The organism is Vagococcus penaei (assembly GCF_001998885.1).
Lineage (GTDB): Bacteria > Bacillota > Bacilli > Lactobacillales > Vagococcaceae > Vagococcus > Vagococcus penaei.
This window is the reverse complement of sequence record NZ_CP019609.1, coordinates 226,431-238,464: the sequence shown is the minus strand read 5'-3', so window position 1 is coordinate 238,464 and position 12,034 is coordinate 226,431. Positions and strand designations below refer to the sequence as shown.

The window sequence follows — 12,034 nt, the reverse complement described above, 5'->3', positions numbered from 1 at the left end:
GTCATTCGCAAGCCTTTATTTTTTTAAGCGATTATCATAAAGTTCTCTAAAGTGATAGCGATCAATTAATATCTTAGGGTTCACAATATAGTCATCTTTCTCTAAAAAAGTGATTTGTTCACTCACAAGACCGTCAACCAATTCAAACTCAATTGGCAGAGTTGTCCATGTTCTAAATTTATGTTGTTTATCTTGAATCGCTATAGTCACTAAAACAATTGGTTTTAACGGACGATTTTGATAAAAACAGTGTGTTTCTTTAATTAAATCAGTTGTTTTTTCAATATGGTAGAAGCTCATCGTTTTACTAGAAATTTTTTCGTTCCACTTAATCATGTTAATATCAGTTTTTTTAACAGGTTGCAATTTAATGAGTTGGAATTCTTGATTTAACAAGCGCTTTGCACGAGCATTTTTTGTGAAATACTCTTGATTAGCTAATTCTGTTAAATGAGTATCAATCGTTTCTTTAAGGTTATTTTCCTGAAATCTTAAATCAGCAGTTAAATATCTGTAAATAGGAATAGAAATCATGAAAAAACTAGTTAATAATAGCAATACCAAGTAGAAGCCAGTCATCAATAATGATAATTTAAAATGATTGTAGAAGAAAAAAGTTAAAACGATAATAATTGGAAAAATTAGAAGAAGTGACATCTTGAAAAATTTGATTTTTTCTTGATAGATGTCTTCAATTTCATTAAGATAATTATCCGCATTAACTCCAATAATCGGAAAGAGCTCCAAGTTTTTAAAGTCACTCTTCTTTGGAAACACCTAGTTCCCCCCTATTTTTTTAGCAATAGCTTTATTGTATATGGATACGTAAAAAAAGTCTATCAGTAAATAGAAAATAATCAAAAATAGTTAACATAATAATAGTATTTGCAACTATAACCTGTTACAATGAAGAACGATAAGTGAGGGATAGCAATGAATGAGCTTGAAGAATATATTCATTATTTAAAAATTGAGCGTGGTCTGTCTGAAAATACTATTTCAAGTTATCGACGAGACTTAGAGCAATATTTGACTTATTTAAAAGAGACTAATCAGCTTAATTGGGACCAGTTAGATCGTTTTATTATTCTTGATTTTTTAGAAAAATTAAGAACAGATGGTAAGTCGTCCGCTACAATTATCAGGATGGTCTCTAGCTTGCGTAAGTTTCATCAGTTTTTAAGACAAGAACGGTTTACAGATATTGATCCTATGCAGCATATTGATACACCAAAAAAAAAGCAAACATTACCCCAAACGTTATCAGTTGCTGAGGTTGAACGGATCATTGAATCGCCTGATACATCAACAGTTTTAGGAATCCGCGACCGAGCGATTTTAGAGGTGATGTATGCGACAGGGCTAAGGGTGACTGAATTAATTACGCTGAAATTAGATGATCTGCATTTGTCTTTGGGACTACTTCGCACAATAGGTAAAGGAGATAAAGAGCGAATTGTTCCTTTGGGCGACGTTGCAATTAATTGGATTAATCGATATCTAAGTGAGTCACGTCCTAGTTTGTTAGCTCACAATCGACGAGACTCACCGACGTTTCTTTTTTTGAATTATCAAGGAACTGGATTTTCACGTCAAGGAATCTGGAAAAATCTGAAAGAATATGTTCTAACGGCTGGAATTACGAAAACTGTTACACCACACACTCTGCGCCATAGTTTTGCAACTCATTTACTTGAGAACGGAGCTGATTTACGGGTTGTTCAAGAGTTGCTCGGGCATGCGGATATTTCGACAACCCAAATTTATACGCATATTAGTAAGCAGCGTATGGCTGATGTTTATAAACAGTATTTCCCGCGTGCATAGTTTAAATGAATAGGATGTTTGAATGGTTATGGAAGAATTAAAAGTTAAATTAGATGTTTTTGAGGGACCGCTTGACTTGTTGCTACATTTAATTAAGACCTTAGAAATTGATATTTATGATATTCCAATTGCTCAAATTACCGATCAGTACATGGCTTATATTCATTCCATGAAAGTCTTGGATTTGGAAATAGCTGGTGATTATATTGTAATGGCAGCAACATTGATGTCAATCAAAAGTAAGCTATTAATCCCACAAGTTGCAGAATCAATTGCTACTGATAGTGATTATTGTGAAGAAGTCGATCCGAGAGAGCAGTTAGTTACACAGCTTTTAGAGTATCGAAAGTATAAATATGCTGCTACCGTTTTACGTGAAAAAGAGAGTGTCCGAGAACAGTTTTTCACAAGAGAACCGGCGAATTTAGAGCATGTCAAAGCAGATTTTGTACCATTAGAAGAAAATGAAATTACAATGATTGATTTGTTTTTAGCTGTTCATGAGGTTATTCAACGAAAAAAAGAGGTTGAATATTATGACGACGTCAGTATTACAGCGGACTCGTATACAATTGAAGAAAAACTTGCTAATATTAGCGAGAGGCTGACACGGCTAGATGTACAAGAGGCATTAGTTTTTTCTGAACTATTTACCGTGGCCAACCGATCTGAGATTGTGACGACATTTATGGCGATTTTAGAATTAATGAAAGCTGGTATGGTAGTCGCTAAACAAACGGCTAGTCATCAACCAATCATGTTATATCGAAATTTTAATAAGTAGAGGCGACATATGAATAAAAGAACACAACTTGAAGCATTATTATTTGTTTCTGGCAATGAAGGCTTAACGCTAAATGAATTAGCATATTTTTTAAACGAAAAAACAGAAACATGTTTTCAATTGATAACAGAACTTAAAACAGATTATGAGAAAAATGATATGAGTGCTTTGAAGATTATGGAGGTCAATCACCGATTTATTTTAGTGACTAAGGCCGTGCATGCTGACCTGTTGAAAGAATATGCTCAATCTTCTATAAAACAGTCGATTTCACAAGCTGCAATTGAATGTTTGGCAATTATCGCTTACAATCAACCGATTACGCGTGCTGAAATCGATCAGATTAGGGGGGTTAAATCTTCAGGTCCATTGCAACGTTTAGCAAGTCGCCAATTAATTGAAGAAAAAGGTCGAGTTGAAGGACCAGGTCGCCCTATACTATATGGAGTGACTGATTATTTTATGGATTATTTTGGTTTAAAATCGTTAGAAGATTTACCATCGATTCAAGAACTAGAAGAAGAAGCATCTGTTATTGAATCAACGGATTTGTTTTTTGATCGTTTTAAAGAAAAATTTGATGAATTAGACAGTGATTACGAAGGTAGTCAAATTGAGGAGGAGTTATAGTGGAACGTTTACAAAAAGTATTAGCAAATTGTGGTGTCGCATCACGACGAAAGTCAGAAGACTTAATTGCTCAAGGTCGTATTTCTGTTAATGGGAAAGTTATTAAAGAACAGGGTGTAAAGGTCAGCAAAAATGATCGAATTGAAGTCGATGGAGTACCTGTTTATCAAGAAGAGCCAGTGTATTTTTTACTTTATAAACCAAGAGGCGTGATTTCAGCTGTATCTGATGATAAAGGTCGTAAAGTTGTGACAGATTTCTTTCCTCACGTAGCGGAACGAATTTTTCCAGTCGGTCGTTTAGATTATGATACATCAGGTGCTCTTCTTATGACGAATGATGGTGAATTTGCTAATTTATTTATGCATCCCAAACATGAAATGACAAAGACTTATGTCGCAAAAATTGAAGGTACACCACATAATAAAGAGTTAAAACCTTTACAAACGGGTATTGTCATTGATAAACGAAAGACAGCGCCAGCCTCATATAAAATTTTATCAACTGATCGTAAAAAAGGTACATCAATTGTTGAGTTAGTGATTCGCGAAGGTCGTAACCACCAAGTTAAGAAAATGTTTGAAGCTTTGGGTTATCCTGTAATGAAGTTAAAACGTGAAAAAGTTGGTGAATTAACACTTCATGGTCTAACTTCTGGTGATTATCGGGAGTTAACAAAAAAGAAGTCAGTCAACTATATGTAGCAGCTAAAAAAGATTAGTATTTTTTTCTTGCTTTGTTTTTTTCTTCATGTATAATGAAGTTATAAAAAAATAAAAAAGGTCGTCTTCACGGGCAGGGTGTAATTCCCGACCGGTGGTTAAAGTCCACGAACTGCTTGAGCAATCAGGTAGCCGATTTGGTGAAATTCCAAAACCGACAGTTAGAGTCTGGAGTAAAGAAGATAGAGCTTATTTGAGAATATCTTGAATGAAGCGCTGTTTTTTGTCATGCTCTGAAGTGACAAAGGATTGGCGTTTTTTATTTTCGTTCTCAAGTAGTCTCGGAAGGTGATCCTAATAGGAGGATTTTTTTCATGAGAAAAGGTAAAACAGAAAAGATGGTTGTCTTGTCACTATTATCAGCGATGGCTTTTATATTATTGATGTTCGATTTTCCTATCCTACCAGTTTTTGGTTGGTTGAAAGTGGATTTCAGTGATATTCCTGTCTTGATTGGGGCGTTTTTGTATGGGCCATTTGGTGGTGTTGTGACGGCATTTATTCGATCATCATTACATTTTATAACAACTGGCGGTAATTTACCTAATTTAATTGGGGATACGACAGGCTTTGTTGCATCTGTTATTTTTATGTTACCTATTTATTTTGGTATTAGTAAAAATAAATCAACTAAAAGTTTAGTTCAAAGCTTGACTATTTCAACGGTTATTCTAACTATTTTTATGGGGATTGCTAACTACTTTGTTATTACACCGCTTTATCTAAATTTATTAAGAATGGATTTTGGCATGCCGATTTCAACCATGGTTTTGTATGGAGTTATTCCATTTAATTTAATTAAAGGTGTTTTAGTAGGAAGTGTCTTTGCTGTTGTTTATAAAAAAGTTTTACCAGTACTAGAACGAAGAGTTCAAAAAATTGCAAAGTAAATGAATTATAGGGTAAACATTCAAAACAATAAGTTTGATTATTTTTTCAAACTTATTGTTTTTTTTATTTATTTTGATAAAATTAATACCAATCACTAACAATAGGATAGATTCGAAAGATAAAGATGCTATACTGTTATTATATATGAATTTGAAAGGAACGAGAATAATTATATGGACTATCAACAGTTATCAGACCGTCTAGAAGCGGTAGCGACACACATACAACAAGGAGATTTTATTGCGGATATTGGTTCTGACCATGCGTACTTACCAGCTTATCTTATGTTGAAAAATCAAATTAGTGGTGCCATAGCGGGTGAAGTCGTTGAAGGTCCATACGAATCGGCAAAGCATTTAGTTGAGTCGTTAAACCTAATAGATAAAATTTCAGTTCGTCTAGGTGATGGTTTAGCAGTTATTAAACCAACTGATCAAGTCACAGCGATTACGATTTGTGGAATGGGTGGGACATTGATTCGAGATATTTTAGATCGTGGCATACAACATGGTGTTCTTACAGGTAAGGAACGGCTTATTTTACAGCCCAATGTTGGTGAAAAAATTCTACGTCAGTGGTTAGTAAGTCATAATTATCAAATTGTTGATGAAGAATTGATTGAAGAAAATCATAAATTTTACGAAATTATTGTGGCAGAAAAAGCAACAGAAATGACTGAATTAACACCAAATGAATTATTATTTGGTCCCGTTCTCTTAACTCGAAAAAACCCGATTTTTGCTAAAAAATGGCAACAAGAAGTTCGAGAAAAGTATCGTGTGATTGATCAATTAAAGCAAGCAACTAAAAATCAAGATGAGAAATTAAAGAAATTGCAACAAGACATTCAGCAAATTGAGGAGGTTTTAGTGAATGATTAAGGGTACAGATTTTATTCGAAAATTTGAAGAATTTTGCCCCCAATGGTTAGCAGAAGAGAGTGATCCGGTTGGGTTGCAAATTGGTACATTAGATAAGCCAGTCAAAAAAATCATGATGACATTAGATGTTCGACCTGAAGTAGTACAAGAGGCTATTGAGCAACAGGTTGATTTAATTATTGCAAAACATCCTCCGATTTTTCGCTCGCTTAATAATTTAGTCACAGATAATTTCCAAACAAAGATGTATGCCGATTTATTGTCACATAATATTGCAGTATACGCTGCTCATACGAATATGGATATTATTGAAGGTGGATTAAATGATTATTTTTGTCAATTATTAGATATTACTGCGGATGACTTTTTACGTCAGACACATGTTGTTCATTATAAAAAGTTAGCGGTCATGATACCAGATGAGTCTATTGAGGTACTTAAAGATGCTCTCTTTGCAATTGGTGTAGGTGAGTATTCAGCTGATTATGACCATTGTAGTTTTAGCTATGAAGGTAGTGGAACTTTTCGTCCTAAGTTTAAAGCCCAGCCGACGATTGGTAGTTTAAACGTTGAAGAGCGTGTCTTGGAAACTAAAATTGAGTTTATTTTTCCTGAAACAATTATGAATCAAGTAATTACGACAGTTAAAAAAGTTCACCCTTATGAAGAGCCGGCTTATGATATTTATACGGTCGACCATTTAGTCAAACGTTACGGGCTTGGCCGAATTGGTTACCTCGCACAACCCATTCCGTTAACTAGTTTTGTCGAAAGAGTAAAAGAAGTCTTTGGATTAACTGGTTTGCGTGTTGTAACTGATCGTGAGACTAAAATGATTTCTCGAGTAGCAATTTGTGGTGGCAGTGGAGAAAAATTTTACCATGATGCTTTAGCTAAAAAAGCAGATGTTTATATTACCGGAGATGTCTATTATCATACTGCACACGATATGATTGAAGAAAAGTTAACTGTTATAGATCCGGGACATTATATTGAAGAAGTTTGTAAAGAACAGTTTGTAACGCTTTTTAATCAATGGAAAAAAACTGAGAACTGGGATGTTGATTTTATTGTCAGTCAGACAAATACGAATCCTTTTATATTTAAATAATAAAGTATATTAAGAATAGGAGAAAATTATTATGTATAAAAATTTAGTCAATCGTTTTTTAGGTTATGTGAAAACAGAAACTCGCTCGGATGCAGCCAGTCAAACTACACCGTCGACACCTACGCAAGTTGCCTTTGCTAAAGAATTGGAAAAAGAATTAACTACTATCGGTATGTCAGATGTTTTTTATAATGAAAAAAATGGTTTTGTGATAGCAACTCTACCAAGCAATGTTAAACATGATGTGAGAAGTATTGGGTTTATTGCGCACATGGATACAGCTGATTTCAACGCAAAAAACGTCCAACCGCAAATCATTGAAAATTATGATGGCCAGTCAACCATCCCTTTAGGAAAAGATGGCAAGTATGAATTATCGGTAGCTGAGTTTCCGAATTTAACTAACTATGTGGGACAAACGTTGATTACAACGGATGGACAGACGCTGCTTGGGTCAGATGATAAATCTGGCATTGCTGAAATTATGACAGCAATGGAACATTTGATTGCCCATCCTGAGATTAAACATGGGAAAATTATGGTTGCCTTTGGTCCGGATGAAGAAATCGGTGTTGGAGCGGATAAATTCGAGGTTTCGGAATTTCCAGTTGATTTTGCTTATACAATGGATGGTGGTCCAGTTGGTGAATTGCAGTATGAAACGTTTAATGCGGCGCAAGCGGAATTAAAAATTGAAGGGAAAAATGTCCATCCTGGTACTGCTAAAGATACGATGATTAATGCATTGCAAGTTGGTATTGATTTCCACAATCAATTACCCTCTGAAGAAGTCCCTGAAAAAACGGATGAACGTCAAGGATTTTACCACTTATATCATTTTACGGGTGTACCTGATGCAGCTGAAATGACTTACATCATTCGCGATCATCACCGTGAATCATTTGAAAATCGCAAACAAAAATTAGTAGAGATTGCGAAAAAAATGAATGCTGAATTTGGTCAAGATCGTCTAGTTTTAGAGATCACTGATCAATATTATAATATGCGAGAAGTAATTGAAAAAGATATGTCAATCATTGAATTGGTTAAAGAAGCGATGCTTAATTTAGGTATCGAGCCAATTATTGAGCCAGTTCGTGGTGGGACTGATGGGTCTAAAATTTCCTTTATGGGCTTACCAACGCCTAATATTTTTGCTGGTGGAGAAAATATGCATGGACGATTTGAATTTGTTGCTGTAGAAAGTATGGAAAAAGCAACATCATTAATTGTTGAAATTGCCCGTTTAAATACTCAAAAATAATAAAGTAAAAACACATCAACTAAGTACAGTTGATGTGTTTTTGTCATAGTGGAACCATTTTTAATTGTTGGTTTTGATAAGTTGCTAGTTCAGTCACGCCTAAGTCACGTAAAAATTGTGCCATCTCATCAAAGCCAAGCTGATAATCTTCGGCCTTATGGGCGTCAGATCCTAGTGTGAATAGCTTGCCGCCTAATGATTGATACAAAGGGACAGCGTATTCGTACAGTGCGCGATTATTATATTTGATAAAGCTTTTAGCGTTCAATTCGAAAGCCAGTTGCTTTTTGATGACTTCATTAAATAATTCAATCAATAATGGTTCGGCCATTTCTTTAAAATTTTCAACTGATAATGAGATTCGTCGCATACCATAATCAAAATGTGTTAAGATATTGGCAAAATCTGTTGATTTAACAGCATTAATCATGCGAGAGTAATAATCAATAATTAAGTCCTGTGGATTGAGTTTCTTTACGCAATCATCCATATAATCAATATCACCATCTTGATGGACACTTAAAAGAATCACATCATAATGTTTTGGTGTTAAGAATCGGGCTATTCGGTCGTGATGAGTATCAACATAGCCTACTTCAATTCCTTTAAGGATAGTTGTTGAATAGTTTTGTGTGAGTTGAGCTATCTCACTTTGATAAGCTAAATAATCAGGAATACTATCCTTTCCGCCAGTATATGGATTATCAAAATCCAAATGTTCCGTAGATACAAAATAATCTGGTTGATAGGTATTAAGATAATGTTCAAACGATTCTTGTGAATCAAATGAGTGATGCGTGTGCAAATGCTGATCATAGTACTTAATCGGAAACCACTCCTTTTAGTTAGATACTAATAGTGTACCACTGATTAAAAAAATAGTGCTGAAAAAATGATAATTTACATTTAGTCATAAAAATTTTTACTTCTCACATACAGGATACAGGTAAGTATTTTGTGATTGTTTAGATTTTAAGGGTAATTACTCCTCTTTGAGCTAGGTACAACTTTATTTTTTAAAAAAACAACGTATAATGTAATAAGGAGTGAAAATATTTTGTTAAATAACGTTTTAGTTAGTGAGTATATTGTTTGACTTATTTTGACCAAAGTAATATAATTATTTTGTAAGTTGGAAATCAAGGGAGGTTACCATATGAATATTGAAAAAATGACAACAACCATGCAGCAAGCAATCGCTGAAGCACAACAAATTGCTGTGACTAGACATCAGCAAGAAATCGATATTGCGCATCTATGGAAGATATTTATGCAACCAAATCATTTTGCCCGTAATTTGTATACTGACGCTGGATTAGATATCATGCAATTTGATCTTATCATTGATCAAGAAATTGATAAATTACCCCAAGTTAATGGCGGTAATGTTCAATATGGTCAAAGTCTAAGCCAAAATTTATTTAATCTATTACAAGAAGCAGATAAAATTAGAGAAACATTTCAAGATGAGTACTTATCAACTGAAGTGATTGTACTTGCTTTGTTTAAACTAAAAAATTATGCCTTAACGAAATATCTTTTGAGTCATGGTGTTACTGAACAAGGGATTAGTGAACGAGTGAAAGAGATGAGAGGAGGAGAACGTGTGACTAGCCAGAATCAAGAAGAGCAATATGAAGCATTGTCTAAATATGGAATTGATCTTGTGGAAGCTGTTCGTCAAGGAAAACAAGATCCTGTTATTGGCCGCGATGAAGAGATTCGCGATGTGGTGCGAATTTTATCACGTAAAACGAAAAATAATCCGGTATTAATTGGTGAGCCAGGTGTAGGTAAAACGGCCATTGTTGAGGGATTGGCACAAAGAATTGTCAAAAAAGATGTCCCAGAAAATTTAAAAGATAAAACAATTTTCTCTTTAGATATGGGTGCATTAATTGCTGGAGCTAAATTCCGCGGAGAGTTTGAAGAGCGTTTAAAAGCTGTACTAAAAGAAGTTAAAAAAAGTGACGGTCGTATTATCTTATTCATTGACGAGATTCATACAATCGTTGGTGCTGGTAAAACAGAGGGCAGCATGGACGCTGGAAACTTATTGAAACCGATGTTAGCACGTGGTGAGTTACATTGTATTGGGGCGACAACATTAGATGAGTATCGTGAAAATATGGAAAAAGACAAAGCTCTTGAACGACGTTTCCAAAAAGTATTAGTCAAAGAGCCGACTGTTGAAGATACAATTAGTATTCTACGCGGCTTGAAAGAGCGTTTTGAAATTCATCATGGTGTTAATATCCATGATAATGCGCTAGTATCCGCAGCGACACTTTCTAATCGTTACATTACCGATCGTTTCTTGCCAGATAAAGCCATTGATTTAGTTGATGAAGCTTGTGCAACGATTCGAGTGGAAATGAACTCAATGCCGACAGAATTAGATCAGGTTACTCGTCGTTTGATGCAGTTAGAGATTGAAGAAGCAGCGCTAAAAAAAGAAGACGATGATGCGAGTAAAAAACGTTTAGGTATCTTACAAGAAGAATTGTCAGAATTACGCGAAGAAGCCAACACATTAAAAATGCAGTGGGAAACTGAAAAAGAAGGCTTTAATAAACTTAATGAAAAACGTGCTGAAATTGATCGTGTGAAAACACAATTAGAAAATGCTGAAAGCAACTATGACTTAGAGGAAGCTGCCGTCTTACGACACGGAACATTGCCTAAACTTCAAAAAGAATTAGAAGAGTTAGAAGCAACTGTAGATACGGATGACTCTAAACTAGTTCAAGAATCAGTGACAGAAAAAGAGATTGCTGTGGTCGTAGGTCGTTTAACTGGTATTCCTGTGACGAAGTTAGAAGAAGGTGAACGTGAAAAAATCTTACGTTTGAATGCGACATTACATAAACGCGTAATTGGACAAGATGAAGCAGTCGATGCTGTGTCTGATGCTGTGATCCGCTCACGAGCTGGATTGCAAGATCCAAATCGTCCATTAGGTTCATTTCTATTCTTAGGTCCAACAGGTGTTGGTAAAACAGAACTGGCTAAAGCTCTGGCAGAAGAATTATTTGATTCAGAAGAACATATGGTCCGAATTGACATGAGTGAGTATATGGAAAAACATAGTGTGTCCCGTTTAGTAGGAGCTCCTCCTGGCTATGTTGGTTATGAGGAAGGTGGTCAGCTGACAGAAGCAGTTCGTCGTAGCCCATATACCATTGTTTTACTAGATGAAATTGAGAAAGCACATCCGGACGTTTTTAATATTTTACTTCAAGTACTTGATGATGGCCGATTGACTGATTCTAAAGGCCGTGTTGTTGATTTTAAAAACACAGTTATGATTATGACAAGTAATATTGGCTCACAATTTTTATTAGAAGGTGTGACTGATGATGGAACAATTCCTACTGAAGTGGAAAATACCGTTTTAGATTTATTGAAAGGTCATTTCAAACCTGAATTTTTAAATCGGATTGATGATACGATTATCTTTACACCGTTAAGTTTAGCGAATGTGAAAGAAATTATTGTGAAAATGACTAAAGATTTAGAACGTCGTTTAGAGCATCAAGATATTTATCTAGAAATTTCTGAAGAAGCTAAAAGCTGGATAGCAGAACAAGCGTATGATCCAATCTATGGCGCACGACCATTGAAACGCTATATTACTAAGAATGTTGAAACGCCTCTAGCTAAAGAAATTGTTGGTGGAAAAATTTTACCTAAGTCTAAAGTTGTTATTACTATTTTAGATAATCAATTACAATTTAAAACTGAGTTATTGCCCGAAAATTAAATTCTATAAGTCGTCAGCTAATGATTAGTTGACGACTTTTTTGTAAAGGAATTACCACGTTATATTCTTTTTTGTAATATTTGTGTAATATATAAATTAGTGAAATTGATTAAGAAAATCTTAAATGTTAAGTAAATGCATAAAAAGGTCATAAAAAATTC

General features: G+C 34.6%; 11 protein-coding genes and 1 riboswitch. Of the genes, 9 read left to right on the top strand and 2 right to left on the bottom strand.

What is annotated here, in order from left to right; all coding sequences use genetic code 11:
* Window positions 1-15: 15 nt before the first annotated feature.
* Entirely contained in the window at window positions 16-777 is a 762-nt protein-coding gene (locus BW732_RS01095; RefSeq protein WP_077275055.1) for a hypothetical protein, read from the bottom strand.
* Between the two features lie 156 nt (window positions 778-933).
* Between BW732_RS01095 and xerD the strand changes: the two genes are divergently transcribed.
* The 8 genes from xerD (at window position 934) to pepT (ending at window position 8,110) form a co-directional block, all read left to right on the top strand.
* Window positions 934-1,827 carry a site-specific tyrosine recombinase XerD gene (gene xerD, locus BW732_RS01090; protein WP_077275054.1) on the top strand — a complete coding sequence of 298 codons (894 nt, stop codon included), beginning with the start codon at window positions 934-936 and terminating at the stop codon, window positions 1,825-1,827.
* A gap of 28 nt (window positions 1,828-1,855) precedes the next feature.
* Window positions 1,856-2,611, top strand: a complete 756-nt coding sequence (locus BW732_RS01085; protein ID WP_077276836.1) for a segregation and condensation protein A — start codon at window positions 1,856-1,858, stop codon at window positions 2,609-2,611.
* A 9-nt stretch (window positions 2,612-2,620) separates the two neighbouring features.
* Window positions 2,621-3,241, top strand: a complete 621-nt coding sequence (scpB, locus tag BW732_RS01080) for an SMC-Scp complex subunit ScpB (protein ID WP_077275053.1) — start codon at window positions 2,621-2,623, stop codon at window positions 3,239-3,241.
* The gene (locus BW732_RS01075; protein WP_077275052.1) at window positions 3,241-3,945 is read left to right on the top strand and encodes a pseudouridine synthase; all 705 of its coding nucleotides are present in this window, start codon (window positions 3,241-3,243) and stop codon (window positions 3,943-3,945) included. The genes scpB and BW732_RS01075 overlap by 1 nt, the downstream gene beginning before the upstream one ends.
* Before the next feature lie 77 nt (window positions 3,946-4,022).
* Window positions 4,023-4,151: riboswitch (FMN riboswitch) on the top strand.
* 126 nt (window positions 4,152-4,277) lie between these two features.
* Entirely contained in the window at window positions 4,278-4,853 is a 576-nt protein-coding gene (locus tag BW732_RS01070) for an ECF transporter S component (protein ID WP_077275051.1), read from the top strand.
* Between the two features lie 174 nt (window positions 4,854-5,027).
* The gene (locus BW732_RS01065) at window positions 5,028-5,735 is read left to right on the top strand and encodes a tRNA (adenine(22)-N(1))-methyltransferase (protein ID WP_077275050.1); all 708 of its coding nucleotides are present in this window, start codon (window positions 5,028-5,030) and stop codon (window positions 5,733-5,735) included.
* Complete coding sequence (locus tag BW732_RS01060; RefSeq protein WP_077275049.1) at window positions 5,728-6,846, top strand: Nif3-like dinuclear metal center hexameric protein; 1,119 nt, start codon at window positions 5,728-5,730, stop codon at window positions 6,844-6,846. The genes BW732_RS01065 and BW732_RS01060 overlap by 8 nt, the downstream gene beginning before the upstream one ends.
* A gap of 31 nt (window positions 6,847-6,877) precedes the next feature.
* Window positions 6,878-8,110, top strand: a complete 1,233-nt coding sequence (pepT, locus tag BW732_RS01055; protein WP_077275048.1) for a peptidase T — start codon at window positions 6,878-6,880, stop codon at window positions 8,108-8,110.
* A 43-nt stretch (window positions 8,111-8,153) separates the two neighbouring features.
* Here the strand turns inward: pepT and BW732_RS01050 are convergent, their stop codons facing one another.
* On the bottom strand, window positions 8,154-8,936 hold the full coding sequence (locus tag BW732_RS01050; protein ID WP_077275047.1) for a PHP domain-containing protein: 783 nt from the start codon (window positions 8,934-8,936) through the stop codon (window positions 8,154-8,156).
* A 330-nt stretch (window positions 8,937-9,266) separates the two neighbouring features.
* Here BW732_RS01050 and clpB point away from each other — a divergent pair, with 330 nt between their 5' ends.
* On the top strand, window positions 9,267-11,873 hold the full coding sequence (clpB, locus tag BW732_RS01045; RefSeq protein ID WP_077275046.1) for an ATP-dependent chaperone ClpB: 2,607 nt from the start codon (window positions 9,267-9,269) through the stop codon (window positions 11,871-11,873).
* The last annotated feature ends 161 nt before the right edge of the window (window positions 11,874-12,034 follow it).